The following is a 25921-nucleotide window of genomic DNA, read 5'->3' on the forward strand; positions in this document are numbered from 1 at the left end:
GGGGCGCATAGCGGGCGTAACGCCCGCGGAGACCCGGGCGTGAGCAACGGCGCCCTGTACGCCCATTTCGGCTCCAAGGCGGAGCTGCTGGTGGCGGCGCTGCGCGCGCACGGGCGGCGGCTGCTGGCCGACCTGCTCGCCGCCGACCCGGACCGCTCGATCGCCGAGACGCTGCTGGCCGCCGGCCGGTCGCTGCCCGGCCGCCGCGACGCGCGCGGCCGGCTGATCGTCGAGGCGCTGGTCGCGGCCCGCCGGGACGAGGACGTCGCGGGGCCGATGCGCGACTACCTGGGGGAGCGCTCGGACCTGCTCGCCGGGCTGGTGCGCCTCGCCCAGGACGGGGGCGAGCTCGACCCCGGCCTGTCGCCCGGCGCGCTCACCCACTTCTGCTTCCTGTCCTCGCTGGGCGGCGCGCTCGTCCCGCCCGGCCTGCACGTGGTCGACGGCGAGGAGCGGTCGGCACTGATCGTCCGGGTCGCGACGGTCCTCGCCCCGCCCTCCGGCACACGACAGACGGGAGAACTGCAGTGAAGGTGCGGATCGACTCCGAGCGCTGCCAGGGGCACGGCCGCTGTTACGACCTGGCCCCCGAGCTGTTCGGCGACGACAAGGAAGGCTACGGGACGGTCCTCGCCGACGGCGTGGTCCCGCCGGACGCGGCGCACGCGGCTGGCGGCGTCCAACTGCCCCGAACGCGCGATCGACCTCGTCGAGGAGGCGTGAGATGACCACCGGCGACGAGCGCTTCACCGAGGACTCCCGGGGGATGCGGGAGGACCGTCCCCTCGGCATCCGCAACGAGATCGTCACCGGCCCGGTCGGGGACTGGGCGGCCGACTTCTCCCACCTGGAGCCGGAGTGGGCCGCCGACCCCTACCCGATCCAGGACGACCTGCGGCGGCGCTGCCCGATCGCGCGCACCGAGCGGTTCGGCGGCGGGTGGCTGCCGACCCGGTACGAGGACGTCGCGGCGATCGCCCACGACACCGACCGCTTCTCGTCCCGGTCGATCGTCATGAGCAACTTCCGCCCGCCGCGGGAGACGGCACCGGTGGGCGGCGTCCCGCCGATCTCCTCCGACCCGCCGTTCCACCGCGACGCGCGCAGGCTGCTGCTCCCGGCGTTCACCAGGACCGCGATCGGGAGGCTGGAGCCCGCGACCAGGGCGTTCTGCCACGCGCTGATCGACGGCTTCGAGGGGCGGGACGTCGTCGACGCCGCGCACGAGTACGCGCAGCACATCCCGATGCGGGTCATCGCCGACATGCTCGGCTTCCCGCCGGAGGACGGGCCGCGCTTCCGCGAGTTCGTCGAGAACACGCTGGAGGGCGTCAACCTGCCGCCCGACGAGCGGCTCGCCCGCATGGACGCGCTGTTCGACTACCTCCTCGCGCAGATCCGCGACCATGTCGAGAACCCGCGCGAGGACCTCACCACCTACCTCATCGAGGCCGAGCTGTACGGCGGCAAGCTGGCCCCGTCCCATGTCGCCGGGACGATGGCGCTGCTGCTGATCGCCGGCGTCGACACGACGTGGAGCGCGATCGGCGCGTCGCTGTGGCACCTGGCGCGGACGCCCGCCGACCGCGAGCGGCTCGTCGCCGAGCCCGCGCTGCTGCCGACCGCGATGGAGGAGTTCCTGCGCGCCTTCGCGCCGGTCACGATGGCGCGGCTGGTGAAGGAGGACATGCGCTGGAACGGCGCCGACATGAAGGCCGACGACTGGATCCTGCTGTCGTTCCCGGCCGCCAACCGCGACCCGGCCCAGTTCGACCGGGCGGACGAGGTCGTCATCGACCGCGAGGTGAACCGGCACGCCGCCTTCGGCCTGGGCGTCCACCGGTGCGTGGGCTCGCACCTGGCGCGCATGGAGCTGCGGGTGGCGCTGGAGGTCTGGCTCGAACGCGTCCCGGCGTTCTCCCTGGAGGACCCGGCGGCGGTGACCTGGTCGGCGGGGCAGGTCCGCGGGCCGCGCCGGCTTCCCGTCCGCATCGGCTGACCCGGCCGGCCGCTCAGGGGCGCGCCGGGCGGTAGCGGCGTTCGGGACGGCCCGTGCCGCCGTAGCGCAGGTGGACCACGGCCGCGCCCGTCGCCGCGAACTGCTCCAGGTAGCGGCGGGCGCTGGGCCGGGACAGCCCGGTGACCCGGGCGCACTCGCTGGCCGACAGGCCCTCGGGATGCTCCCGCAGCGCCCGGCCGACCAGCTCGGCCGTCTGCTCGCTCAGCCCCTTGGGCAGCCCGCGCGCGATCCGGGGCCGGGAGGCGAACATGTCGTCGACCTCCCGCTGGAGGGCGGGGCCGCCGCGCGACAGCCGCCGCAGCCGCTCCCGCAGCGTCCCGACGTGCTCCAGCTGGGCGCGCAGCGCGGGGTAGGAGAACGGCTTGATCAGGTAGTGCAGGGCGCCGCCGCGCAGCGCGCCCCGGATGGTGTCGGCGTCGCGGGCGGCGGTGATGACCACGACGTCGGTGTCCGCGCCGGAGGGGTCGGCGCGCAGCTCCCGCAGCACGGTCAGCCCGTCGATGTCGGGCAGGTAGATGTCCAGCAGCACCAGGTCGGGGCGCCGGTCGCGGACGGCCCGCAGCGCCTGCGCCCCGGTGTGGGCCACCTCCACCACGGTGAACCCCTCGGTCCGCTCGACGTAGCCGCTGTGGACCTTGGCGACCATGAAGTCGTCGTCCACCACCAGGACGCGGATCACGGCGCGGCCCCCGCCCCGGCCGGCAGCCGCGCGGTGAACTCGGCGCCGCCCGCGTTGCGGACCTCCACCGAGCCGCCGCGGCGGGTGCAGGCCTGCCGGGTCAGCGCCAGCCCGAGGCCGCGCGGCCCGTACCCGGCGGCCTTGGTGGTGAAGCCGTGCGCGAACACCTCCGCCGCGATGTCGGGCGCGACCCCCGGCCCGGAGTCGCGCACCACGACCGCGACCGCGTCGCCGTCGTGCCGGATCGCCACCTCGATCCAGTCATCGCCGCCGCCGGCCGGGGAGGCCAGGGCGTCCAGCGCGTTCTCCACCAGGTTGCCGACCACCGTGACCAGATCGGCCGACAGCGGCTCGTCGACCGCCTCCAGCCGGCTGTCCTCGGCCAGCCGCAGGCCGATGCCGCGCTCGGCGGCCAGGCTCGCCTTGGCGATGAGCAGCGCCGCCACCGCCGGGTCCCCGATCCGGGCCGTGACCTGGTCCTGCCACCGGCGGCGGGTCCGGCTGACCAGGTCGACATAGTTGCGGACCTCGTCGTACTCGCCCAGCTCGATCAGCCCCGCGATGGTGTGCAGCCGGTTCGTGAACTCGTGCGCCTGGGCGCGCAGCGTGTCGGTGGCGCGGGCGGCCGTCTCCAACTCCTCACGGAGCGCCGCCAGTTCGGTACGATCACGCAGCGTGACCACCGCGCCGATCCGCTGCCCGCCGCGCGCGATCGGCATCCGGTTGAGCACCAGCACCCGGCCCGCGCGCAGCACGATCTGGTCGGCGCCGCGGGCCCGGCCGGTGAGCACGTCCCGGAGCCGGTCGTTGACCTCCAGGTCGTCGACGGCGGCGCCCAGGCAGCCGGGCGGCAGCGCCAGCAGCCCGCGGGCCTGGTCGTTGACCAGCGTGATCCGGTGCTGCTGGTCCATGGCCAGCACGCCCTCCTTGATGCCGTGCAGCAGCGCCTCCCGGTGCTCGACCAGCCCGGTGATCTCCCGCGGCTCCAGCCCGAGCGTCTGCCGCTTCACCCACCAGGTGACCAGCAGCGACCCGGCGACGCCGAGGAGGGTGGCGATGCCGAGCAGGGCGAGGGCGCCGGCGGGGGAGTCGGTGAGCCGCGCGAGGAGGCCCGGCATCGCCCTGTCGGCGGCGACGATGCCGATGATGTGCGGGCCCCGGCCGTCGCCGGGGGTGCCCATGACCGGTACGTGGGCGGTCAGCCGGCCGTCGAGGACGCCGACCCAGGCGCGGCCCCGCGCCACCGTGCTCTCGCCGAGGGGGAGCGGGGCGTGCAGCCGGTCCGGGTCGGGGCCGGCCAGGACGCGGCGGTCGACGCCGGTGATGATCACCGAGTCGGCGCCCGACAGGGTGCGGGCGCTCTCGGCGAAGGTCGCGAGGGGGTCCCGCCGCACCGGGTCGGCGAGGCTGCCGCGCACGCCGGGGGTGGCCGCGACGTTCTCGGCGACCGACAGCAGCTTGCCGCCCTCGGCGTCGACGAAGCCGCGGCCCGCCTGGACGGCGGAGAAGCCCGCGACGCAGCCGAGCACGGCGAGCACGATCACCATCTGCCAGGCGAGCAGCTGTCCGGCGAGGGATCTGGCGGGACTCACACGCGTGCCTCCTCTGTGTGACCTGACTCACTATGGCATGCCGTCCGGGGGACGCAGGACCGGGCGATGGGCGACCAGAAAGAGCAAAAGTACCGATACGCGCACAAGCGCGACCGTGCGGGCGGCCCCGGGCAGGATGGCGCCTTCCGGGGTCCGCGCCCCGGGGAGTCCGCACCGAGGAGGAGCGCCGTCCGGATGAAGAACGCGAGAGCCTGGCTCGCGGCCGCCGCCGCGGTGCTGCTGGCCCTGCTGGTCCCGCCCGTGCTGTCGGCGGGCGGAGAGGACACCGGCACCCGGATCCGCGGGCTGCGGATGCTGGTGCCCAACGCGCCCGGCGGCGGGTACGACATCACCGCCCGCACCGCGGCCAAGGCCATCGAGGACGCCGGCCTCAACGGCGACATCGAGGTGTTCAACCTGCCCGGCGCGGGCGGCACCGTCGGCCTCGGCCGCATCGTCGGCGAGCGCGGCAACGGCAGGCTGGTGATGTCGATGGGCCTGGGCGTGGTGGGCTCGGTCTACACCAACAAGACCCCCTCGACGCTGCGGGACACCACCCCGATCGCCCGGCTCACCGAGGAGTCCGACGTCATCGCGGTCGGGAAGAACTCGCCGTACCGCACCATCGGCCAGCTGATCGAGGCGTGGAAGGCCGACCCCGGGAAGGTGCCGGTCGGCGGCGGGTCCTCGCCCGGCGGGCCCGACCACCTCGCCCCGATGCTGATGGCCAGGGCGGCCGGCATCGCCCCGCGCCGCGTCAACTACGTCCCCTACGACGGGGGCGGCGAGCTCACCGCCGCCATGCTCGGCGGCAAGGTCGGGTTCGGGGTCTCCGGCGTCGGCGAGACCCGCGACCAGATCGCGGCGGGCGAGCTGCGGCCCCTCGCCGTCACCGGCGGCGAGCGGGCGCCCGGCATCGACGCCCCGACGCTGAAGGAGTCCGGGGTGGACGTCGACTTCACCAACTGGCGCGGCATCGTCGCCCCGCCGGGACTGACCGGGAACGGCGAGAAGAAGCTGATCGCGCTCTTCACGCGGCTCCAGCAGACCCCGCAGTGGCAGGAGGCCCTGCGCCGCAACGGGTGGACCCCGGCGTTCCAGCCGGGCCCGGAGTTCGCCGGGTTCCTGGAGTCGGAGAACGCCCGGGTCGCCTCCGTGCTGAAGGAGCTGGGACTGGCATGAGAACCGACATGAGAACCGGCACGAAGAACGGCGGGGACGTCCGGCGCTCCGAGTTCGGGGTCTGCGCCTTCCTGCTCGCCCTGGGGATCCTGGTCGTCACCGACGCGCTGCGCATCCCCACCGACTTCGCCCAGCGCGGCCCGGTCGGGCCCAAGGCCGTCCCGGTCGTGGTCGGCTCGCTGCTCGTGCTCGTCTCGGTGCTGCTCGCCGTCGACGTGCTGCGCGGCGGCCGCGGCCAGGCCGAGGCCGGGGAGGACATCGACCCCGGCAGCCCCGTCGACTGGCGGGCCGTGCTGCTGCTGTCGGGTGCGTTCCTGGCCAACGCGGCGCTGATCGACACGATCGGGTTCCCGCTCTCGTCGGCCGCCATGTTCTGGGGCGCCGCGTACGCGCTGGGCAGCCGCAACCTCGCGCGCGACCCGCTGATCGCCGTGGGCCTGTCGCTGACCACCTGGTTCGTCTTCAACGAGCTGCTCGGCGTGCCGCTGCCGGGCGGGCCGCTGATGGGAGTGCTCTGACCGTGGACCAGATCTCCGACCTCATCGGCGGCTTCGGCACCGCGCTGACCCCCGTCAACCTCTTCTTCGCCGCCCTCGGCGTCCTGCTGGGCACCGCGATCGGCGTCCTGCCGGGCATCGGCCCGGCGATGGCGGTCGCGCTGCTGCTGCCGGTCACCTACGGGCTCGACTCCACCGCCGCCTTCATCATGTTCGCCGGGGTCTACTACGGCGGGATGTTCGGCGGCTCCACCACCTCGATCCTGCTGAACACGCCCGGGGAGAGCGCCGCGGTCGTGACGGCGATCGAGGGGCATCCGATGGCGCGGGCGGGCAGGGGCCCGCAGGCCCTGGCCGCCGCGGCCGCCGGCCACTTCGTCGGCGGGATGATCGGCACCACCCTGCTGGTGCTGCTGGCCCCCACCGTCGCCTCGCTCGCCGTGGACATCGGCGCGGCCGACTACTTCGCGATCATGGTGCTGGCGTTCGCCGCCGTGACGTCGGTGCTCGGCTCGTCCCGGATCCGCGGCTTGGCCGCCCTGCTGATCGGCCTGACCATCGGCCTGGTCGGCATGGACGAGATGACCGGCCAGTCCAGGCTGACCTTCGGCTCCCTGCACCTGGCCGACGGCATCGACGTCGTCGTGGTGGCGGTGGGCCTGTTCGCCCTCGGCGAGTCGCTCTGGGTGGCCGCGCACCTGCGGCGCACGCCCGCCGAGCCGATCCCCGTCGGCCGTCCCTGGCTGTCCCGGGCGGACCTGCGGCGCACCTGGCGCCCCTGGCTGCGCGGCCCGCTCATCGGCTTCCCGTTCGGCGCGATCCCGGCCGGGGGCGCGGAGATCCCGACGTTCCTGTCGTACGTGACCGAGAAGCGGCTCTCCAAGCGGCCCGGGGAGTTCGGCACCGGCGCCATCGAAGGGGTGGCCGGGCCGGAGTCGACCGCCAGCGCCTCGGCCGCGGGCACGCTGGTGACGATGCTGACGCTGGGACTGCCCACGACGGCCGTCGCCTCGGTGATGCTGGCGGCGTTCCAGCAGTACGGCATCCAGCCCGGCCCGCTGCTGTTCGAGCGCGAGCCCGCGCTGGTCTGGGGCCTGATCGCCAGCCTGTTCATCGGCACCGTGCTGCTGCTGGTCATCAACCTGCCGATGGCGCCGGTCTGGGCGAAGCTGCTGCGCATCCCGCGCCCCTACCTGTACGCCGGGATCCTGTTCTTTGCGGCCGTCGGGGCCTACGCGGTCGGGGGAGAGGTGCTCGACCTGCTGCTGCTCCTGATCATCGGCCTGGTCGGCTTCGGCATGCGCCGCTACGGCCTGCCGGTCCTCCCCGCCATCATCGGCGCCATCCTCGGCCCGGCCGCCGAGCAGCAGATGCGCCGGGCGCTGCAGATCAGCGACGGGGACCTGACCGGCCTGGTGAACACCCCGATGTCGGTGGCCGTCTACACCGTCATCGCGCTGCTGCTGGCCTGGCCGCTGCTGCGGCGCCTTGTTAGTAAGTGGTAACTAAACTATTCTCGGCCCATGGGAGGCAGACGTTCCAGCGCGGCGGAGCGGCGCGCGCAGGCGACGGCGGCCGGCATGCGGATGTTCGCCGACCACGGGCTGACGATGACGGCGATCCAGCGGGTCGCGGACGAGATCGGGGTGTCGCAGCCCTACGTGTTCCGGCTGTTCGGCAGCAAGCAGGCGTTCTTCCTGGCCTGCCTGGACGAGCTGGAGGACCGGGTGCGCGAGGTCTTCCGCCGGGCCGCGGCGACGTCCCCGGACGCCCCGCTCAAGGCGATGGGCGCCGGATTCCGGGAGCTGGTCGCCGACGGGGTCGTCACCGGCCTGTGGCTGCAGGCGTCCGCCGCCGCGCGCGCCGACGAGGAGGTCGCGGCGCGCTGCCGCGCCCTCATCTCCGGCGTGCTGCGGGAGGCCGGAGCACTGACCGGGGCGGCGCCCGACGACATGGCGCGGTTCGTGGCCAACGGCGCCCTCGTGGTGATGCTGCAGGCGCTGGGCGTGGACGTGACCGGGGGGAGCCGCGCGGCCGTCGACGCGCTGCGCGCCGAGGAGGCGAGATCGTGAACGCGCTGCTGATGCCCGTCGTCGCCGTTCAGGGCCTGTGGGTGCGGTCCAGGACCGAGCGCCTCCCCGAGGCGTCCGGCCCGGCCGGAGGCGCGGCGGGGGAGGGGGCCGGCCCGCCCGTGCGGCTGGCGGTCCTGGGGGAGTCGACCGCCGCCGGGTGCGGGGTGGGCACCCACGACGAGGGCTTCCCGGGGTGCCTGGCCCGCGAGCTCGCCGCCCGCGACCGCCGTCCCGTCACCTGGGAGGTGGTCGGGCAGAACACCGCCACCGCCCACCGCATCCGCCACCGGCTCCTGCCGCGGCTCGGCGGCGGCCTGGACGTCGCCGTGCTGCTCGCGGGCGTCAACGACGTGCTCACCCGGCGCGACCCGCGCCAGTGGGGCGAGGATCTCGCCGCCATCGTCGACGGCCTCGGGGAGCGCGCCGCGCACGTCGCGGTCACCGGGATCCCGCCGTTCGAGGCGTTCCCGTCGCTCCCGGGCGCGCTGGGCCGCTACCTCGCCCGGCGCGCGGACGCCCTCGACGAGGTGTCCCGGCGGGTGTGCGAGCGGGCGGGCGCGACGTGGGTCGGCTCGGGCGGCATCGTGCCCGAGCCCGTGGACCCGGACTTCTTCGCCCGCGACCGCTTCCATCCCTCCGCCTCCGGCTACCGCCGCTGGGCCGGAGCGGTCGCCGGCCACCTCGCCTTCTGACGGAACCGCCGAGAGGGAGCTCGTCCATGCCGTCCGCGCATCCCGGCCGCGCCCGCCTGCTGGCGTTCGGCGCGAGCGCAGCGCTCTCGCTCCTGCTCTCGCCCATCACCGCGATCTTCGCCGTCCTGATCGGCGCCGCGGGCCTGTGCGCGGCGGCACCGGCCCGCCGCGCACAGACCATGCCCGTCGCGGTCTTCGCCGGCGTCACCGCCGGCGCCCTGCCCTACCTCGTCGCGGGCCTGCTCATCCGGTAGTGCGGGGCGGCGGGGTATTTCCTATCTATCCTGTCGGTATAGTTGACTTGCTTGACGGCGGCGTGATTCGCTACGGCCAGCCTTCGAGAGCCCGGAAAGAGGTATGCGAGTGTCCGAGTTCGATGTCCGCAAGGTCGGCGGCCGTATCGGGGCCGAGGTCGTCGGCGTCGACGTGCGCGAGCCGTCCGACCGGGTGTTCGCCGAGATCCGCGCCGCGCTGCTCGAGCACAAGGTGCTGGGCTTCCGCGGCCAGGAGCTGACCGACGCGGACCAGCTCGCGTTCGCGTCCCGGTTCGGGCCCCTCACCGGCGCGCACCCCACCGTGCCGTCGGTGGACGGGGCGCCGCAGGTCCTCCCGGTCGACAGCGCGTCGGGACGGTCCAACCACTGGCACACCGACGTCACCTTCGTGCAGTCGCCGCCCAAGGTCAGCACGCTGCGCAGCGTGGTCGTCCCGCCCTACGGGGGCAACACGCTGATCGCCAACACGGCCGCCGCGTACCAGGACCTCCCGGACGTCCTGCGCGACTTCGCCGACCGGCTGTGGGCCGTGCACACCAACGACTACGACTACATCCGGCCGGGCAGCGAGGGAAGCGACCCCGAGAAGGCGGCCGCGCACCGGAAGGCGTTCGTCTCGCGCGTCTGGAAGACCGCCCACCCCGTGGTGCGGGTGCACCCCGAGTCGGGAGAGCGCAACCTGTTCATCGGCGGCTTCGCGCAGAAGATCGTCGGCCTGTCCGATCGGGAGGGCCGCGCGATCCTCGACATCCTCGAGTCGTACGTGACCCGCCCGGAGAACATCTTCCGCTGGGCCTGGGCGCCGGGCGACCTGGTGCTGTTCGACAACCGGATCACCCAGCACTACGCGCCCGACGACTACGGCGACCTGCCCCGGCGCCTGCACCGGGTCACCGTCGCCGGCGACGTGCCCGTCGGCGTGGAAGGGCGGCGCAGCTACCGGGTCGAGGGCGACGACGCCTCCCACTACACCCCGGTCGCGACGGCGGCCTGATCCCGCACGCGGCGCCGGTCAGGGGACGAGGACCGCCCGGCCGCGGATCCGGCCCGCCGCCAGGTCGTCGACGGCCGACCGGAAGTCGTCGAGCGCGTACTTCGCGGTGTGCAGGGTGACCGCCCCGCGCGCGGCCAGCGCCATCAGGTCGCACAGATCGTTGTAGGACCCGACGAGGTCGCCGATGAAGCCGATCTCGCTGGAGATGACGTCGATCGTGGGCACCACGAGGTCCTCGCCGTACCCGACCACGTGGTAGTCGCCCGCGCGGCGCAGCATCCGCACGCCCTCGGCGGTCGAGCCGCCCTCGCCGACGAAGTCGATCACCACCTCGGCGCCGTGCCCGCCGGTGAGGTCCAGCACCGCCTCGACCTGCCCGCCGTCGGCGACCACGCCGTGGTCGGCGCCGAGCGACCGGGCCAGCTCGACGGCGTCCGGATTCCGGTCGACCACGATCAGCTCGGCGGGGGCGATCGCCCTGAGCACCTGGACGCCGATGTGGCCGAGGCCCCCGGCGCCGATGACCACGCACCGGTCGCGCGGGGTCAGCCGGCGCGGCACAGCCCGCAGGTGACCAGCGGGTGCACGATCACCTTGTCGCCCTCGGCCACGCCGGTGACCGCCGGGCCGACGGCGTGCACCCACCCGGCGTTCTCGTGCCCGATCGTGTACGGCAGCGCCACCCCGCTCTTCTCCGCCCACTGGCCCTCCAGGATGTGCAGGTCGGTCCGGCACACCCCCGCGCCGCCGATCTTCACGACGACGTCGAACGGTTCCGCGGGCTCGGGGACGGGCACCTCGGCCATCCGCAGGTCCCGGTGGTAGCCCACGACCTGGACGGCTCGCATCGTGCTCATGGACGTGCTCCTCCCCTCGGCGGGCCGGATGTAACGTGCGGCACATCCACCGGCCCCGCGCCGATCCCGGGCGACGCCGTCTCAGGCCCGGCAGACGCGTTCCACGAGGAACTGCCAGCTGCCGGCGAGCCGCTCGATGTCGCGTGCGGCCTCGGCCTGCTCCGGCAGCGACAGGTACAGCAGGACGGGGCCCTCCAGGGCGCCGGTGAGCTGGAGCGCCAGGCCGTCGACGTCGTCCAGGCCGAGATCGGCCTGCCGCAGCAGGACGCGGATGTGGAGCTGGGACAGCGTGGCCGCCCCGGCGGGGACGGGCTGGGCGCGGTCGAGGGCGGCGCGGGCGAGCGCGTGGCGCTCCAGCAGCCATTCGATCCTGCTCCGGCCGTAGGCGACCAGCCGTTCGACCGGGCCGGCTCCGGGCCCGAGCGGCGGCGGGCCGGAGAGCACGCGCTCCTGGAAGAGGCGCTCGTCCTCGTCCAGGAGGGCGTGGAAGATCCCCGCGCGGGTGCCGAACCGGCGGAAGACGGTGCCCTTGCCCAGGCCCGCCCGCTCGGCCAGGCCGTCCATGGTGACCTTCTCCGCGCCGACCTCGGCGAGCATCTCGCGGGCCGCGTCCAGCAGGAGCAGGCGGTTGCGCGCGGCGTCGGCGCGCTCGCCGCGGGGTCGTCCCAGGGGGACGTCGAGTCGCTCCACGGGACCCGATCCTATGCCCGGAATAATAAGCGGGGTAAAGTCCGCTTATCGTTGTGACCGTGCCGCGCACCGCGGCCCGCCTATCTCCAGGAGAGACCGACCATGAGCCTGTTCCGGCTGGACGCCAGCATCCTTCCCGGCGCATCCGCCAGCGCCGAGATCGCCGACACCGTGGAGGCGGAGTGGGCCTCGGCCCGTCCCGGGGCGCCGGTGGTGCGCCGCCACCTGGGCACCGACCCGCTGCCCGCCGACGCCTGGACGCTGGCCACGACGGGCGGCTTCACGCCCGAGCCCGACCGCGACCCCGGCCAGCGCGAGGCCCTGGCCCTCGCGTCGGCGCTGGCCTCGGAACTGGAGGGCGCCGACGCGGTGATCCTGGCCGTGCCGCTCTACAACTACGGCGTCTCCCAGCACTTCAAGGCGTGGGCCGACCTGGTGATCACGGGAGCGGGCGCCACCACGCCGGTGCTGAAGGGCAAGCCCACCGTGCTGGTCACCGTGCGCGGCGGCGGCTACGGCCCCGGGACCCCGCGCGAGGGATGGGACCACTCCACCCCGTACCTCAGGCGGGTCCTGGCCGACATCTGGGAGGCGGACCTGACGGTCATCGAGCGCGAGCTCACTCTGGCCGCCACCACGCCCGGCATGGAAGGGCTCAAGGACCTGGCGGCCCGGCTGCACAACGACGCCCTGACCGCGGCCCGCGACGCCGGCCGGGCGCTGGCCGCCTGACGGCCCTGCCCGCCCCGCCGGTGCGCACCGGCGGGGCGGATCGGCGGGGGCACTGCCCGTTCCGGCAGGGAGCCCAGGCCGGAAGCGGACAGGGGCGACGGTATCGGGCGGCGCTCGCCGGGCGGAAAGAGCGAGATCATCTTCTCTGACGGAAACGCGGGACGCCCGCGCCGAAGGGGAAGGGATGCCGATGCGGCCGCTGACGACCGACGATCCCGTGCGGATGGGGTCGTACCGGTTGCTGGCCCGGCTCGGATCCGGCGGGATGGGACGCGTCTATCTGGCGCGCTCGCCCGGCGGCCGCTGGGCGGCGGTGAAGGTCGTCCGGCCCGAGTTCGCCGGCGACGCGCGCTTCCGCGCCCGGTTCCGCCGCGAGGTCGCGGCCGCGCGGAGGGTGGACGGCGCCTTCACCGCCCCCGTGCTGGACGCCGACGCCGACGGGGAGGAGCCCTGGCTGGCCACGGCCTACGTCGCCGGGCCCTCCCTGCAGGAGGCGGTCGGCGGACACGGGCCGCTGGACGAGGCCGGTACCCGGTCGCTGGGCGCCGGCCTGGCCGAGGCCCTGCTCGCCGTGCACCGCGCGGGGCTGGTCCACCGGGACCTGAAACCCTCCAACGTGCTGCTCACCGCCGACGGCCCGCGCGTCATCGACTTCGGCATCAGCCGCGTCCCGGACGCGACGGCGATGACCGCCGCCGGCTCGCTCGTCGGCACCCCGTCCTTCATGTCCCCCGAGCAGGCCGAGGGGAACGGCGAGATCACCGCGGCGAGCGACGTGTTCTCGCTCGGCGGGGTCCTGGTCTTCGCGGCGACCGGGACGGGGCCGTTCGGGTCGGGCCCGGCCGACGCGGTGCTCTACCGGGTCGCCCGGCAAGAGCCCCTCCTCGACGCGGTGCCCGGCCCGCTGCGCCCGGTCCTGGCCGCGTGCCTGTCCAAGGCGCCGGCCGACCGGCCGAGCCCCGAGGACCTGCTCGACCTGCTCACCGGAGGCGCCGCGCCCGACCCGGCCGCGTGGCTGTCCCCGGCGATCCGCGCCGACCTGGCGGACCGGGAGGGCCGCCTGGCGGAGTTCGCGACCCTGCCGCCGGAACCGGCCGGCGCGCCGGTCCGGGCCGGTGTGCGCCGGCGCCGCGTCATCGCCGTCGCCGCCGGAGTCGCCGGGACCGCCCTGGCGGGCGGCGCGGCGGCCGCCTGGAGGATCGGCGCGTCCGGCGGAACCGGCCGCGGCCCGGGGCGCCCCGCCGGGGCCGAGGACGGCACGGGTTCGCTGGTGGGGGCCAGGACGGGCCCCCGGCCCCTGTGGACCTTCGCCCCCGCCCAGCCGTCGGACTTGGCCGGGCTGACCACGACCGGCGGGCTCGTCCACCTGGCGGGCCACCGGCTCGACGCGATCGACGCGTCGAGCGGCCGCCGCAGGTGGTCGTACGACACCGGCGGCCTGCGCGCCGACGTGGCCGGATCGGAGTTCCACGTCCGCGGCACGGGCGGCGCCGTGCATGTCCTCGACGCGGCCACCGGCCGCCGGCGGCGTACCGTCGAGGACGACGCCCTCCTCCCCGCGTTCCAGATCATCGGCTGGACCGGCGACCTGCTCTGCTTCCTGGCGAGCGGCGACGGCCCTGGCGACCCGTACACCGCGAACCTCTTCGACACCCGGCGGCGCCGTGCCCTCTGGAGGAAGGGCCTGGCCGGAGACGTCCACGCCCTGATCCTCGGCCCGGACGCCTGCTACGTCCGCGACGAGGCCGCCCTGTACGCGCTCGCCCTGGACGACGGCCGCGAGCGGTGGCGGGCGCCGTACCCTGCGAACCGCAGACCCCGGGTGATCCGGTCCGGCGGCTTGCTGTTCACCGCCACGCCCGAGGGCGTGGCGGCCCACGAGGTCACCGGACGACGGCGATGGACCGCCCGGATCACGGGCGGTCCGACCGGTGCCGTCGCGCTCGCGGGCGGCGTGCTGTGCTGCGCCATGGCCGACGGCGTCGTCGCGCTCGACCCGGCCACCGGCGCCCGGCGCTGGCACACGCCGGGGCCCGCGGCGCTCGCCACCGACTCCGGCCACGCCCCGGCCCTGTCGGCGGCGCTGGTGGCCGTGAACTTCGACCGGTACCGCACGTCCGCCGGCTTCGCCGTCCTGGACGCCGAGGACGGCGCGGTCCGGTGGACCCTCCAGACGTCCGGCGACCGCGGCACGAACTGGAGACTCGCCGCCACGACCACGACCGTCTTCGCCTACGACGGCGTCCGCCTGCACGCCTTCCGCGGCTGAAGGCCCGCCCCGACCAGCCCGCCCCGACCAGGAGTGCCGACGTTGCAGCCCCTCGAACCGGCCGACCCCCGGGAGATCGGCCCGTACCGCCCGCTCGCCCGGCTGGGCGCGGGCGGCATGGGCATCGTGTACCTCGCCCGATCCCGCGGAGGCCGGGCGGTCGCGGTGAAGGTGATCCGCCCCGCGCTGGCCGACGATCCCGGCTTCCGCGCCCGCTTCGCGCGGGAGGTCGCCGCGGCGCGCAGGGTCGGCGGCGCCTTCACCTGCCCGGTGCTGGACGCCGGCACCGCCGCGGACCCGCCGTGGCTGGCGACCGCGTACGTCGCCGGGCCGTCGCTGCAGGAGGCCGTGGACGTCCACGGCCCGCTGCCGTCCGGGACGCTGCGCGGCCTGGCGGCGGGGCTGGCCGAGGCGCTGGCGTCCGTCCACGCCGCCGGGCTGGTGCACCGCGACCTCAAGCCCTCCAACGTCCTGCTCGCCGGCGACGGCCCCAGGATCATCGACTTCGGCATCGCCCGCGCCGCGGACGCCACGACGCTGACGGCCACCGGGGTCCTCGTCGGCTCGGCCGGATACATGTCCCCCGAGCAGGCGACCGGCGGCGAGACCGGACCGCCCGGCGACGTCTTCGCCCTCGGCGCCGTGCTGGTCTTCGCCGCGACCGGCCGGGGGCCGTTCGGGACGGGGCCGGCGCCGGCGCTGCTGCACCGGGTCGTGCACCGGTCCCCGGACCTCGCCGGCGTGCCCGGCGAGCTGCGGGAGGTCATCGCGGCCTGCCTCGACAAGGATCCGCGCCGCCGCCCCCTCCCGGCGGAGCTGATCGACGCCCCCGTCCCCGCGGCGGCGTGGACCGGCCCCGGCCCGCTGAACGGCGAGATCGAGGCCCGCGAGACGCAGCTGGTGACGCTGCTCGACCGCGGACGGACCCGCGTTGCCGGTCGCCCGGGCCGCCCCGGCCGGCGGGCGTTCGTCGCCGCCGCTCTGGCGGGCGCGGGCGTGGCGGCGGCCGGCGGCGGGGCGGCACTGTGGGCGGCCCGGGGCCGGCGCGGCGACCGGGTGCGGCAACGGTGGAGCCTGCGCTCGGCGGACGCCTTCACCCGGGCGGGGACCGCGGTGGGCGGCCGGTTCCTCTACCGGGACGGAGAGGCCCTGCACGCCGTCGACGCCGGGACCGGCAGGCGCCTCTGGAGTTTCGCCGCCGGAGGCGACCAGGAGACGCCCATCGTGGCGAGACCCTCGTCCGTGCTGGTGATGGTCTCGGGGGCCGTCCTGGCGGTCGATCCCGCGCGAGGAGCCGCGCGCCGCCTGTACGAGGCCCCGGAGGGCAGGGTCCTGCACGGTCTCCTCGGGGCGGGGGACGGCTCCTTCCTCATGACGCTGGGGCCGACGTTCGAGGCGGACCCGTCCTCCGACATCAGGGACCAGTTCCTCGTCGCCGCCAACCTCGCCGACGGCACCGTACGGCGCACCATTCCCGTCAGGGGCGTCCACAACGCCGTCCAGGCCGGGAACGTGCTGTTCCTGCACGACAGGCGCGGCCGGCTGGTGGCCCTCGACCTGACCGCCGGCACCGTCAGGTGGGAGTACCAGGCCACCGACGCAGCGGGACCCCCGGTCGCGGCCGGGAACGCCGTCTACCTCACCGACGCGCGGGGCGTGCACGCGCTCGATGCCGCGACCGGCCGCGAACGCTGGACCTACAGCACCGCGAAGCGGGCCTATGAGATCGCCGTGTCCGGAGGAGCGCTCTACGGCTTCGCCGGGGGCACGCCGTTCTCCCTCGACGCGGCGACCGGCCGGTCACGCTGGATGAGCCCCGCCGATGCCGCCGGGGTGGTGAGCAAGCCGGTGATCGCCTCTGGCCTGGTGTTCGCGGGGGTGACGCGGAGCCGTTCGCCGCGGCCGGACGGGGTGCACGGCGGCGTCTTCGCATGGGACGCCGCCACCGGAGAGCCGGCCTGGCGCCACCCGCACACCGTCGGCGCCACCCCGGAGACGGACGGCGGGCGCGCCTGGATCCTCACCGCCGCGCCCGGCATGGTCTTCGCGGCGCACCACACCGACCTGCTCGCCTTCACGATCACCTGAGGAACGAGGCGGGCGCGCGCACCGGGCGCGGCCTGCGGGTGACCACGCGGTGTATCTGACACCATCCGGTGTGTGACCGAGAGATCCGTTGCCGCGCGAGGGCTGCCGGAAGGACTGCGCTCGTTCCTCAGGACCGAGACCGGCAGCACCAGTGTGCTGCTGGCGGCCACGGTGACCGGGCTGGTGTGGGCGAACCTGCCGTTCGGGAACTCCTACGAGACCTTCTGGCACACCCAGCTGGCGGTGTGGCTCGGCGACCACGGCTTCTCGCTGGACCTGCGGGAGTGGGTCAACGACGGGCTGATGGCGCTGTTCTTCTTCGTCATCGGCCTGGAGATCAGCCGGGAGCTGAAGGTCGGCCGGCTGCGCGACCGGCGGCTGGTCGCGGTGCCGATCGTGGCGGCGCTCGGCGGCATGCTCGTGCCCGCGCTGGTCTACACGGCGGTGAACGCGGGCGGCCCCGGCGCGGGCGGCTGGGGCATCCCGATGGCCAGCGACACCGCGTTCGTGCTGGGGCTGCTGGCGGTGCTCGGCACCCGCTGCCCCGAACAGCTCCGGGTGTTCCTGCTGACGCTCTCGGTCGTCGACGACGTCGTCGCGATCCTGGTGGTCGCGGTCTTCTACACCGCCGGCCTGTCGGTGCCCGCGCTGCTGGCCGCCCTGGCGCTGATCGCGCTGATCATGCTGCTGCGGCGGCTGCGGATCTGGCGCGCGTCCGTGTACGCGGTGCTCGGCGCCGGGGTCTGGGCGGCGATGCTGGAGAGCGGCGTGCACCCGACGCTGGCCGGGGTGCTGCTGGGCATCCTGGTGGCGGTGTACGGGCCGAGCGAGACCAGGCTGCTGGAGGCTGGGGAGATCGTTCAGGCGCTGTCGCGCGCGCCCAGCGCCGAGCTGGAGCGCCAGGCCACCCGCACGGTCCAGCGGACGGTGTCGATCAACGAGCGGCTCCAGCTGCGGCTGCACCCCTGGACCAGCCACGTGATCGTCCCGATCTTCGCGCTGGCCAACGCCGGGGTGGTGCTGAACGCCGAGAACCTGCGGGCCGCGGCCGGCTCACCGGTGACCCACGGCATCATCGCCGGCCTGGTGCTGGGCAAGTTCGCCGGGATCGCGCTGGGCACCTGGATCCCGCTGCGGCTGAACCTGGGGGACCTGCCCGGCGGCCTGGTGTGGGGGCAGGTGCTCGGCGGCGCCGCGGTGTCGGGCATCGGCTTCACCGTCTCGCTGTTCATCACCGACCTGGCGTTCTCCGGCGACGCCGCGCTGCAGACCCAGGCCAAGATCGGCATTATCGCGGGGTCGCTGCTGGCCGCGGTGTGCGGCTGGGCGATCTTCCGGGCGGCCTGGGACCGCGGCGCCGTCTGCGCCCCGCCGGGCGCGGTCGCGGTCCCCGAGGCCGAGCTCGTCCCGCCGCCGCCGGTCACCGCGCGCGACCACGTGCTGGGGCCCGCCGACGCCCCGGTCACGCTGATCGAGTACGGCGACTTCGAGTGCCCGTACTGCGGGCGCGCCGAGGAGGCGATCAGGCGGGTCCGGGAGCGGTACGGCGACGGCCTGCGGTTCGTGTTCCGCCACTTCCCGCTGCGCGAGGTCCACCCGCACGCGGTCTCGGCGGCGATCGTCGCGGAGGCCGCCGCCGACCAGGGGCTCTTCTGGGAGATGCACGACGTGCTCTTCGCCAACCAGCTGGCCCTCACCGACGTGGACCTGACGGCCTACGCCGAGCGCCTCGGCGTGAACGCCTGGGCCGACCTCGACCGCCACCGCGCCCGCGTCAACGCCGACCGGGACGGGGGCGAACGCGGCGGGGTCGGCGGCACCCCCACGTTCTTCGTCAACGGGAAGCGCCACGAGGGCCCCCACGACGTCGCCGGCCTGAGCGCCGCGATCGACGCCGCCCTGTAGGCGGCGCCGGCCGGGCCGTCAGTCGGTGCCGGACTCGATCGCCGCGTGGTCGAGCAGCTCGTCGTCGCCCCCGGGGGCCTCCCCGCGGGACGCGATCGCCTCGGCGCCGCCCTTCGGCATCGCGCCGATCAGCCCGGTCGAGGCCGCCTGCGCGGCACCGACCAGAGGCGGCTGCGCGCTGCCGACCAGGCCGAGCCCGGCGTACTGCTCCAGCTTGGCGCGCGAGTCGGCGATGTCGAGGTTGCGCATGGTCAGCTGGCCGATGCGGTCGACCGGCCCGAACGCCGAGTCCTCGGTCCGCTCCATGGACAGCTTGTCCGGGTGGTAGCTGAACGCGGGCCCGGTCGTGTCCAGGACGGAGTAGTCCTCGCCGCGCCGCAGCCGCAGGGTGACCTCGCCGGTGACGGCCGCGGCGACCCAGCGCTGGAGCGACTCGCGCAGCATCAGGGCCTGCGGGTCCAGCCAGCGGCCCTCGTAGAGCAGCCTGCCCAGCCGCCGCCCCTCGTTGTGGTACGCCGCGAGGGTGTCCTCGTTGTGGATCGCGTTGACCAGCCGCTCGTAGGCCGCGTGCAGCAGCGCCATGCCCGGCGCCTCGTAGATGCCCCGGCTCTTGGCCTCGATGATGCGGTTCTCGATCTGGTCGGACATGCCCAGGCCGTGCCGCCCGCCGACGGCGTTGGCCTCCAGGACCAGGTCGACGGCGGAGGCGAACTCCTTGCCGTTGATCGTCACCGGCCGGCCCTGCTCGAAGCCGATCGTCACGTCCTCGGCGTGGATCTCGACGGCGGGGTCCCAGAACCGGGCGCCCATGATCGGGTCGACGATCTCGATGCCCGCGTCGAGGTGCTCCAGCGCCTTGGCCTCGTGGGTGGCGCCCCAGATGTTCGCGTCGGTGGAGTAGGCCTTCTCGGTGCTGTCCCGGTAGGGCAGATCGCGGGCGAGCAGCCACTCGGACATCTCGGTGCGGCCGCCGAGCTCGCTGACGAAGTCGGCGTCCAGCCACGGCTTGTAGATCCGCAGGGACGGGTTGGCGAGCAGGCCGTACCGGTAGAACCGCTCGATGTCGTTGCCCTTGAAGGTGGAGCCGTCGCCCCAGATCTGCACGTCGTCCTCGAGCATCGCGCGGACCAGCAGGGTGCCGGTGACCGCGCGCCCGAGCGGCGTGGTGTTGAAGTAGGCGCGGCCGCCCGACCGGATGTGGAACGCTCCGCAGGCCAGGGCCGCGAGCCCCTCCTCCACGAGGGCGGCCCGGCAGTCGACCAGCCGGGCGATCTCCGCGCCGTACGCCGTGGCGCGGCCGGGCACGGAGGCGATGTCGGGCTCGTCGTACTGGCCGATGTCGGCGGTATAGGTGCACGGCACGGCACCCTTCTCGCGCATCCACGCGACCGCGACCGAGGTGTCGAGACCACCGGAGAAGGCGATCCCGACACGTTCACCGACAGGCAGGGAGGTGAGCACCTTGGACATGAGTAGAAGTATATGCACACCTATGCATGATCATGCAAAACGACGGTCGGGGTGTGGCTCCCGCCACACCTCGCCAGGGGGCGGGAACCCCCGTGGCCAGACGGCTGCCCCCCTTGTTTGAAGGGGGTTGGCCCGATGGCCCCGGATCCTGCGCGTTCCTAGATTGAGGGCCCCGGCGAACGGACGTGGGCCGGGCTGGAGAGGACGGCCTCCGGCCCGACCATGCCAGGCCGCCCCCACCCGACTATCCGTGGAGACCGTCGTGGTCGAACGCTCCCGTAGAACTGTCCTGCGCGGCGGTGCCGTGGCCGCCGTGACCGTACCCGTGGCGGGCGCGGCGGCGTCCTGGCCCACACCGTCCCAGGCGGCGGAAGCGGTGCGGGGCGCCGGCTTCGGCAGCGTCACCGTCGGCCCCGATGATCCCCGCTACCGGTCGCTGGTGCTGCGGGGCTACAACAAGCGGTTCGCCTCCAAGCCCGAGCAGATCCGGGTGGTCGCCTCCACCGAGGCCGTGGTGCGCGCGGTCCAGGACGCGGTCCGGGACGGGCGGCGCGTCACCGTCCGCAGCGGCGGCCACTGCTTCGAGGGCTTCGTGGACCACCCCTCGGCACGCATGATCGTCGACATGTCCGCGATGGCGGCGGTCGGCTACGACCGCCACCGCAGGGCGTTCATGGTCGAGGCGGGCGCCACCCTCGGCGAGGTGTACCGGCGGCTGTACCTGGGATGGGGCGTGACCGTGCCGGGCGGCACCTGCCCCTCCGTGGGGGCGGGCGGCCACGTCTGCGGTGGCGGCTACGGCGCGCTGTGCCGCCTGCACGGCCTCACCGTCGACCACCTGTACGCGGTCGAGGTCGTCGTGGTCGGACGGTCGGGCAAGGTCGCGAGCGTGGTCGCCACGCGTGAGCCCGCCGACCCGAACCGGGACCTGTGGTGGGCGCACACCGGGGGCGGAGGCGGCACCTTCGGCATCGTCACCCGGTACTGGTTCCGGTCCCCGGACGCGCGCGGCTCCGACCCCGCCCGGCTGCTGCCCCGCCCGCCCTCGACCGTGCTGAAGTACTCCGTGGACTGGCCGTGGGAGCAGCTCGACCGGGACACCTTCGTCCGGCTGATGCGCAACTGGGGGGAATGGGGCGAGCGCAACTCGGCGCCCGGCACCGCCGCGGCCCCGCTCTACGGGGAGTTCGCGCTGCAGACCAAGCCCGCCGGGAGCATCGGCCTCGCAGGCCAGGTGGCCGCCGGCGGCGGAGCCGAACGCCTGCTGGACGGCCTCGTGGACGCGCTCTCCCGAGGGCACGGCGCACGGCCCGAGCGCCGGTCGTCCACCCTGCCGTGGCTGGCGGCCGCCACGCAGGAGGCCGCCGGGAACCAGGGCCCGTTCGAGCGCCGCCTCAAGATGAAGTCGGCCTTCAGGCGCCGCCGGTTCACCGACGCGCAGATGGCGATCGTCCACCGCCACCTGTCCGCCGAGGGCGCTCCCGCCTTCGCGCACATGTTCCTCAACACCTACGGCGGGCGCGTCAACGCGGTCGCCCAGGACGCGACCGCCATGGCGCACCGGGACTCGATCTTCCTCGTCGGCTTCCTCGTCGGCTGGGTCGACCCGGCCGAGGACGCGCGCAGCCTGGCCTGGATGCGCGGGTTCTACGGCGAGCTCTACTCCGCCGCCGGCGGCGTACCGGCGGGCGAGGCCGACGACGGCGCGTTCATCAACTATCCCGACGCCGACCTGGCCGACCCGCGCCTGAACACCTCGGGCACGCCCTGGCACGCGCTGTACCACAAGACCGGATACGCCCGCCTCCAGCAGGCCAAGCGCCGATGGGACCCGCTCGACGTCTTCCATCACGCCCTGTCGGTCCGGCCCGGCTGACCCGCGGCGCCGGAAGCCGGACCGGCCTTCGGCGGCGATCGACAGGTTCGCGCGCCCGTGCGAGGCTCTCTTGGGCGCGGGATGCGGACGCCGGCCGAGCGGTGATCCTCCGGACGCCCGGCCTTTACCGACGCATATGTCGGTTAGGGTGACCCGACGGAGGAGGGAGACGGGACGGTGGCGGAAACCGCGCCGAAGCCGAGGATGCGCGGGCCGGCCCGCAGGGCGCTCATCACCGCGGCCGCGCTCGAGATCTTCGCGAGCAAGGGCTACCACGCGACCTCGCTGGGCGAGATCGCCGCGGAGGCCGGCGTGGCGCGGACGGTGCTGTACGACCACTTCCCGTCCAAGCGCGTCCTGCTGCTGGCGGTCATGCAGGAGCAGAACGCCGCGCTGGTGGAGTACATCGGGGCCCGCATCACCGGCTCCGGGGCCGCCCGGGAGCGGATGCGGTCCACGATCGACGCCTATTTCAGCTTCGCGCGCAGCCGGCCCTCCGCGCGCAGGCTGCTGTTCGACCGGACCGACGAGGACGATCCCGAGATCCGCACCGTCCGGCAGGGCATCCGCGAGTCGCGCACCCGGGCGGTGGTGGCGCTGCTGGCCGGCGACATCCGCACGGTCGGCGTCGAGGCGCGGGAGCCGATCGCCGAGGCGATGGTGGAACTCATCATCACCGGTCTGGACGGGGTGGCGCAGTGGTGGGAGCGTCATCCCGAGATGCCCCAGGAGATGCTGGTCGAGGGTGCGATGCGGCTGCTGTGGACGGGGCTGGGCGCTGCGGAGGGCGACGCCGCAGACGCCCCAGACGCCGAGTAGGAGCGCGCCGCGCGGCCGCCGCGCCGCTGCCACCGGTGGCGGCCCTTCGTCTTCGATCAACCGACGTGTGTGTCGGTGGCGTGCCCGCTGATCGTGCGCCGCGGGCGGCGGGTCCTCCCGGTGCGGGGGCCCGCCCCGCCTTCCTGATCTGCGCCCGGCGGAGTCCGGCACCGACTGCCAGTGATCGCCGGCGATTTTTGTCGAGGACTTCCCGTGACCGGCGCGGATTCTCGGCGGCGGGGACGCGCTCCCGGGCCTGGGTCGTCGAAAGGCCGATGATTTGCTGTCCCGAACAACGGGCGAAGGCCTCGTGAATGGGGTTCCGGGATGCGAAGGCGTCGCGCCTTAACTTTTGACGGTCTCAGCCGCGACGGTGGATGTCAAGAGGCCGGAGGTGGCCGGTCATGGGTGGCCGCCGATGTTCTTGCGTTGTTCCGGAGTGATCAATTGGAACGGTCCCGATGTGATCTGCAACAACAGTGGACAGGGCCCGGATGGGCGTGAGAATTTGCAGGTCAGAGAGCTGTGTTGAAGGCCCGTGGCGGGCTGTCGAATGGGCTGGACCGGGGCGCGAAAATGCCTGTTTGGGGTGGCGGGGCGCGTGGTACCTTGAGTTCGTTCAATCAAGTTGCGTGGGGGGCTCGGATGGTGATTCTCGGGTCACGGTACGTGATCAGGAACGCCCATTGTTCCGAACGCGATATTGAGCGGCGGCGACCGATGACGCTCGCGCCGTCCTTTGGTGGGCGCCCTTCCGCATGGCATGGACGTGATCTGTTTCCATGCTGTTTCAACGGTGTTGCGCCTGTTTACGGTGGTCCCCCGTAGGCCGATTCGGCCTTTTCTCGGTTCGACCGGTGTGATCTGCGCACAAGCCGATTTCCCGCGAATTCGGCAGTGTGAATTCAGGCCTTGGAACGCTCTCCGAATGAGAGGAAGGCGATGACCGACCGTGCACGCCCTGGGCCGCCGGCCGATCGAGGCGCATCCGATCCGGGCGATCCGGAGATCCGTCGATTCCTGTACCGATGTCAGCGCGCGATGCGGCGCCACGTGCCGGATCTGGCCGAGCAGGTCCTGGTGTCGCTGCGCAGGAGCGAGAACGCCTACCGCAGCGGCGCGATACCGCCCCAGGAGCCGCCGCAGTGGATCGCGCAGTCGATCCACCGGGCCCTGGACGCCCTGCCGATGCCTCCCGCCGAGATCTCCGAGACCTTCGACATGCCCCGGCGGACCGGGTCGAGGAGGGCCCGCCAGGGGGTGCCGCAGCGCGCCCTGCTCCGGGCCTACCACGACGGCGGGAGGGTGCTGTCGACCGCCTGCATGCAGTGGGCGTTCGAGGAGGGGCTGCATCCCCAGAAGTCGGTCTCTCTGGTCGAGAGCGTGTGGCGGATCGCCGACGAGCACTCGGTCATCGCGGTCGACGCGCTGCGCAGCGCGCAGCAGGACGTCACCGACCGGCGCTGGGCGGGCTTCCTGCTGGACACGCTGCTGAACGGCGATGTCGACGAGTCCAGCGCGGCCACGGTCGCCCGCGCGTTCGCCCTCCCGGAGCGGGGGCGCTACGCGGTGATCGTCCGGCAGCCCGCGCCGGGCGGCCCGCCGGCGCGGATGGAGGACCTGGTCCCCTTCGCCGACGGGATGAGGGTGATCTGGCGGATGCACGGGGAGCGGGCGGTCGGCGTGGCGGTGCTGGGCGAGGGGGAACCCACCGGCCTGGGCGGCGCGCTGTCCGGCGGGGACTTCCGCACCGGGATCAGCGCGGCGGCGACCGGGCTGGCCTCGCTGGGACGCGCCCGCACGCAGGCGGAGGTGGCGGCGCGCACCCTCCACGGCGCGGGGCTGGCGTTCCTGGAGGAGCGGCTGCCGGTGGCGATGCTGAGCGCCGATCCCGCCCTCGCCCGCGAGTTGCAGGTCCAGGTGCTCGCCCCGGTGCTCGCCCTGGAGGCGGGCCGCCGGGACCTGCTGCTGGAGACCCTGGAGGCGTGGCTGGTCGCCGACGGGCTGGTGGCCAAGGTCGCCGCCGATCTCCACTGCCACCGCAACACCGTCCTGAACCGGCTCCGCCGGATCGAGGAGCTCACCGGGCGGTCGCTGTCCTCGCCCCGGGCCGTGATCGACCTCGGCCTGGCGCTGGAGGCGTTCCGGCATTTCGGGGGCCCGGACGACCTGGGCCGCGTCGTGCGCCGCGTCGGGTAGCCGGGGCCGCCTCTGGAACGCGGGCGCGCCTGCCCGTACAGTGAGTTGGATGATCCAACCTACTCTGCGGGCGGTGCGTCCATGACGACCGCCGCGCCCATGCCGCCCGGAGTGCTGCTCCGGGCACCGGACGACGGTCCGATCGTCCCCGACGAGACGCTGCGCGGCTTCGGCGGCCTGCACGGCGGCCTGGCCCTGGCGCTGCTGACCTCGGCGATGCAGCGGCACGCCCCCGGGCTCGTGCTGCGCAGCGCCTCCGCGCGGCTGCACCGCGCGCTCACCGGCGAGTTCTCGATCGTCACCCGGGTGCTGCGCCCGGGGCGCGTCACGACGCTCGCGGCCGAGGCGATCGCCGGCGACCGCGGCGCGGGCGGTGCGGCCGCGGGGGAGGGGCCGCAGGTCGACGCGTCGGCGATCTTCGCCGAGCCCCGTCCGGTGGACGGTCCGGTCCTGGCCCCGCCGCCGCCCGCCGCGCCGCCCCCGCCGGAGTGCGAGATCTTCCAGATCCCGCCGGAGTTCGTGCCCATCTCGCAGTTCTGGCAGATCCGCCCGGTCGGGCCGAACCGCCCCTACGCGGGCGGCGCCGAGCCCGAGCTGACCGCCTGGGTCCGGCTCCTGGAGGACGACGACCCGCCGGACGTCCACCGCCTCATCCTTCTCATGGACGCCCTCGCCCCCGCCTACGCCGCTATGCTGACCGGCCTGCGCCTCATCCCGACCGTCGAGCTGACCGTGCGTCCCGGCGACGGCCTGGCGGCGGCGAGCTCGCCCTGGGTGCTGCTGCGCGCCCGTACGCGCAGCGCCGGCGCGAGCGGCTGGAACGAGGAGACCGTCGACGCCTGGGACCCCTCGGGCGCCCATCTGGGCTCCGCGCACCAGCTCCGGCTCCTGCGCGGCACCTGACACCGGCTCCCGGCAACGCGGCGGCACGCCCCTCCGGGCCCGGCCCGGGGGTGTGCCGCCGCACAATCGGCGGGCCCCATCTGTTCACGCGCACATGATTCGCCCGGGGC

At 74.4% G+C, this 25921-nt stretch carries 24 protein-coding genes; 18 read left to right on the plus strand and 6 right to left on the minus strand.

Going from position 1 to position 25921, the window contains the following annotated elements:
- Positions 1 to 39 precede the first annotated feature (39 nt).
- From ACFPZN_RS25625 to ACFPZN_RS25635, 3 genes are read left to right on the plus strand one after another with little or no spacing between them, the layout of a single operon-like run.
- Positions 40 to 531, plus strand: a complete 492-nt coding sequence (locus ACFPZN_RS25625) for a TetR/AcrR family transcriptional regulator (RefSeq protein ID WP_378284715.1) — start codon at positions 40 to 42, stop codon at positions 529 to 531.
- Positions 528 to 728 carry a ferredoxin gene (locus ACFPZN_RS25630; RefSeq protein WP_378284716.1) on the plus strand — a complete coding sequence of 67 codons (201 nt, stop codon included), beginning with the start codon at positions 528 to 530 and terminating at the stop codon, positions 726 to 728. The genes ACFPZN_RS25625 and ACFPZN_RS25630 overlap by 4 nt, the downstream gene beginning before the upstream one ends.
- Positions 725 to 1999 carry a cytochrome P450 gene (locus tag ACFPZN_RS25635; protein WP_378284717.1) on the plus strand — a complete coding sequence of 425 codons (1275 nt, stop codon included), beginning with the start codon at positions 725 to 727 and terminating at the stop codon, positions 1997 to 1999. The genes ACFPZN_RS25630 and ACFPZN_RS25635 overlap by 4 nt, the downstream gene beginning before the upstream one ends.
- Before the next feature lie 13 nt (positions 2000 to 2012).
- Here the strand turns inward: ACFPZN_RS25635 and ACFPZN_RS25640 are convergent, their stop codons facing one another.
- Both ACFPZN_RS25640 and ACFPZN_RS25645 read right to left on the minus strand, forming a co-directional pair.
- Complete coding sequence (locus ACFPZN_RS25640) at positions 2013 to 2699, minus strand: response regulator transcription factor (protein WP_378284718.1); 687 nt, start codon at positions 2697 to 2699, stop codon at positions 2013 to 2015.
- The gene (locus ACFPZN_RS25645; protein WP_378284719.1) at positions 2696 to 4291 is read right to left on the minus strand and encodes a sensor histidine kinase; all 1596 of its coding nucleotides are present in this window, start codon (positions 4289 to 4291) and stop codon (positions 2696 to 2698) included. The genes ACFPZN_RS25640 and ACFPZN_RS25645 overlap by 4 nt, the downstream gene beginning before the upstream one ends.
- Before the next feature lie 195 nt (positions 4292 to 4486).
- Here ACFPZN_RS25645 and ACFPZN_RS25650 point away from each other — a divergent pair, with 195 nt between their 5' ends.
- The 7 genes from ACFPZN_RS25650 (at position 4487) to ACFPZN_RS25680 (ending at position 10003) form a co-directional block, all read left to right on the plus strand.
- Complete coding sequence (locus ACFPZN_RS25650) at positions 4487 to 5473, plus strand: Bug family tripartite tricarboxylate transporter substrate binding protein (protein ID WP_378284720.1); 987 nt, start codon at positions 4487 to 4489, stop codon at positions 5471 to 5473.
- The gene (locus tag ACFPZN_RS25655; protein WP_378284721.1) at positions 5470 to 5991 is read left to right on the plus strand and encodes a tripartite tricarboxylate transporter TctB family protein; all 522 of its coding nucleotides are present in this window, start codon (positions 5470 to 5472) and stop codon (positions 5989 to 5991) included. Before ACFPZN_RS25650 ends, ACFPZN_RS25655 begins: the two co-directional genes overlap by 4 nt.
- Before the next feature lie 2 nt (positions 5992 to 5993).
- Entirely contained in the window at positions 5994 to 7475 is a 1482-nt protein-coding gene (locus ACFPZN_RS25660; RefSeq protein ID WP_378284722.1) for a tripartite tricarboxylate transporter permease, read from the plus strand.
- Positions 7476 to 7493: 18 nt separating this feature from the next.
- A complete protein-coding gene (locus ACFPZN_RS25665) occupies positions 7494 to 8042 on the plus strand; it encodes a TetR/AcrR family transcriptional regulator (RefSeq protein ID WP_378284723.1) in 549 nt (182 codons plus the stop codon).
- Positions 8039 to 8734 (plus strand): SGNH/GDSL hydrolase family protein, encoded by a 696-nt coding sequence (locus ACFPZN_RS25670; RefSeq protein WP_378284724.1) that lies wholly within the window; start codon positions 8039 to 8041, stop codon positions 8732 to 8734. The genes ACFPZN_RS25665 and ACFPZN_RS25670 overlap by 4 nt, the downstream gene beginning before the upstream one ends.
- A gap of 26 nt (positions 8735 to 8760) precedes the next feature.
- Entirely contained in the window at positions 8761 to 8988 is a 228-nt protein-coding gene (locus tag ACFPZN_RS25675) for a hypothetical protein (protein ID WP_378284725.1), read from the plus strand.
- 103 nt (positions 8989 to 9091) lie between these two features.
- A complete protein-coding gene (locus tag ACFPZN_RS25680) occupies positions 9092 to 10003 on the plus strand; it encodes a TauD/TfdA dioxygenase family protein (RefSeq protein WP_378284726.1) in 912 nt (303 codons plus the stop codon).
- Between the two features lie 18 nt (positions 10004 to 10021).
- Here ACFPZN_RS25680 and ACFPZN_RS25685 read toward each other — a convergent pair whose 3' ends face one another.
- From ACFPZN_RS25685 to ACFPZN_RS25695, 3 genes are all read right to left on the minus strand, one after another.
- Complete coding sequence (locus tag ACFPZN_RS25685) at positions 10022 to 10564, minus strand: zinc-binding dehydrogenase (RefSeq protein WP_378284727.1); 543 nt, start codon at positions 10562 to 10564, stop codon at positions 10022 to 10024.
- Positions 10549 to 10860 carry an alcohol dehydrogenase catalytic domain-containing protein gene (locus tag ACFPZN_RS25690; protein WP_378284728.1) on the minus strand — a complete coding sequence of 104 codons (312 nt, stop codon included), beginning with the start codon at positions 10858 to 10860 and terminating at the stop codon, positions 10549 to 10551. The genes ACFPZN_RS25685 and ACFPZN_RS25690 overlap by 16 nt, the downstream gene beginning before the upstream one ends.
- Positions 10861 to 10941: 81 nt before the next feature.
- The gene (locus ACFPZN_RS25695; protein ID WP_378284729.1) at positions 10942 to 11550 is read right to left on the minus strand and encodes a TetR/AcrR family transcriptional regulator; all 609 of its coding nucleotides are present in this window, start codon (positions 11548 to 11550) and stop codon (positions 10942 to 10944) included.
- A gap of 102 nt (positions 11551 to 11652) precedes the next feature.
- Between ACFPZN_RS25695 and ACFPZN_RS25700 the strand changes: the two genes are divergently transcribed.
- The 4 genes from ACFPZN_RS25700 (at position 11653) to nhaA (ending at position 18544) form a co-directional block, all read left to right on the plus strand.
- Positions 11653 to 12282, plus strand: a complete 630-nt coding sequence (locus ACFPZN_RS25700; protein WP_378284730.1) for an FMN-dependent NADH-azoreductase — start codon at positions 11653 to 11655, stop codon at positions 12280 to 12282.
- Positions 12283 to 12466: 184 nt separating this feature from the next.
- Positions 12467 to 14551: a protein kinase domain-containing protein gene (locus ACFPZN_RS25705; protein ID WP_378284731.1), complete on the plus strand. Its 2085-nt coding sequence runs from the start codon at positions 12467 to 12469 to the stop codon at positions 14549 to 14551.
- Between the two features lie 42 nt (positions 14552 to 14593).
- Complete coding sequence (locus tag ACFPZN_RS25710; RefSeq protein WP_378284732.1) at positions 14594 to 16639, plus strand: protein kinase domain-containing protein; 2046 nt, start codon at positions 14594 to 14596, stop codon at positions 16637 to 16639.
- Positions 16640 to 16711: 72 nt separating this feature from the next.
- Positions 16712 to 18544, plus strand: a complete 1833-nt coding sequence (gene nhaA, locus ACFPZN_RS25715) for a Na+/H+ antiporter NhaA (protein ID WP_378284733.1) — start codon at positions 16712 to 16714, stop codon at positions 18542 to 18544.
- An 18-nt stretch (positions 18545 to 18562) separates the two neighbouring features.
- Here the strand turns inward: nhaA and argG are convergent, their stop codons facing one another.
- Positions 18563 to 20014: an argininosuccinate synthase gene (gene argG / locus ACFPZN_RS25720; RefSeq protein WP_378284734.1), complete on the minus strand. Its 1452-nt coding sequence runs from the start codon at positions 20012 to 20014 to the stop codon at positions 18563 to 18565.
- Between the two features lie 313 nt (positions 20015 to 20327).
- On the opposite strand from argG, the gene ACFPZN_RS25725 reads away from it, so the two are divergent.
- The 4 genes from ACFPZN_RS25725 to ACFPZN_RS25740 all read left to right on the plus strand — a co-directional run bounded on the left by ACFPZN_RS25725 (position 20328) and on the right by ACFPZN_RS25740 (position 25811).
- On the plus strand, positions 20328 to 21890 hold the full coding sequence (locus ACFPZN_RS25725) for an FAD-binding oxidoreductase (protein ID WP_378284736.1): 1563 nt from the start codon (positions 20328 to 20330) through the stop codon (positions 21888 to 21890).
- Positions 21891 to 22067: 177 nt separating this feature from the next.
- On the plus strand, positions 22068 to 22709 hold the full coding sequence (locus ACFPZN_RS25730; protein ID WP_378284737.1) for a TetR/AcrR family transcriptional regulator: 642 nt from the start codon (positions 22068 to 22070) through the stop codon (positions 22707 to 22709).
- A 1041-nt stretch (positions 22710 to 23750) separates the two neighbouring features.
- Positions 23751 to 24908, plus strand: coding sequence for a PucR family transcriptional regulator (locus ACFPZN_RS25735; protein ID WP_378284738.1), 1158 nt, complete (start codon positions 23751 to 23753; stop codon positions 24906 to 24908).
- Positions 24909 to 24989: 81 nt separating this feature from the next.
- On the plus strand, positions 24990 to 25811 hold the full coding sequence (locus ACFPZN_RS25740) for an acyl-CoA thioesterase domain-containing protein (RefSeq protein WP_378284739.1): 822 nt from the start codon (positions 24990 to 24992) through the stop codon (positions 25809 to 25811).
- The last annotated feature ends 110 nt before the right edge of the window (positions 25812 to 25921 follow it).

The sequence above is a fragment of the Actinomadura rugatobispora genome (assembly GCF_042656285.1).
Lineage (GTDB): Bacteria > Actinomycetota > Actinomycetes > Streptosporangiales > Streptosporangiaceae > Spirillospora > Spirillospora rugatobispora.

Excerpts from the sequence above, each read along its gene's own strand:
- ACFPZN_RS25705 (WP_378284731.1), top strand. The coding sequence starts at position 12,467 with ATGCCGATGCGGCCGCTGACGACCGACGATCCCGTGCGGATGGGGTCG.
- ACFPZN_RS25675 (WP_378284725.1), top strand. The coding sequence starts at position 8,761 with ATGCCGTCCGCGCATCCCGGCCGCGCCCGCCTGCTGGCGTTCGGCGCG.
- ACFPZN_RS25740 (WP_378284739.1), top strand. The coding sequence starts at position 24,990 with ATGACGACCGCCGCGCCCATGCCGCCCGGAGTGCTGCTCCGGGCACCG.
- ACFPZN_RS25655 (WP_378284721.1), top strand. The coding sequence starts at position 5,470 with ATGAGAACCGACATGAGAACCGGCACGAAGAACGGCGGGGACGTCCGG.
- ACFPZN_RS25735 (WP_378284738.1), top strand. The coding sequence starts at position 23,751 with ATGCGGCGCCACGTGCCGGATCTGGCCGAGCAGGTCCTGGTGTCGCTG.
- ACFPZN_RS25635 (WP_378284717.1), top strand. The coding sequence starts at position 725 with ATGACCACCGGCGACGAGCGCTTCACCGAGGACTCCCGGGGGATGCGG.
- ACFPZN_RS25665 (WP_378284723.1), top strand. The coding sequence starts at position 7,494 with ATGGGAGGCAGACGTTCCAGCGCGGCGGAGCGGCGCGCGCAGGCGACG.
- ACFPZN_RS25690 (WP_378284728.1), bottom strand. The coding sequence starts at position 10,860 with ATGAGCACGATGCGAGCCGTCCAGGTCGTGGGCTACCACCGGGACCTG.
- ACFPZN_RS25650 (WP_378284720.1), top strand. The coding sequence starts at position 4,487 with ATGAAGAACGCGAGAGCCTGGCTCGCGGCCGCCGCCGCGGTGCTGCTG.
- argG (WP_378284734.1), bottom strand. The coding sequence starts at position 20,014 with ATGTCCAAGGTGCTCACCTCCCTGCCTGTCGGTGAACGTGTCGGGATC.
- ACFPZN_RS25700 (WP_378284730.1), top strand. The coding sequence starts at position 11,653 with ATGAGCCTGTTCCGGCTGGACGCCAGCATCCTTCCCGGCGCATCCGCC.
- ACFPZN_RS25680 (WP_378284726.1), top strand. The coding sequence starts at position 9,092 with ATGCGAGTGTCCGAGTTCGATGTCCGCAAGGTCGGCGGCCGTATCGGG.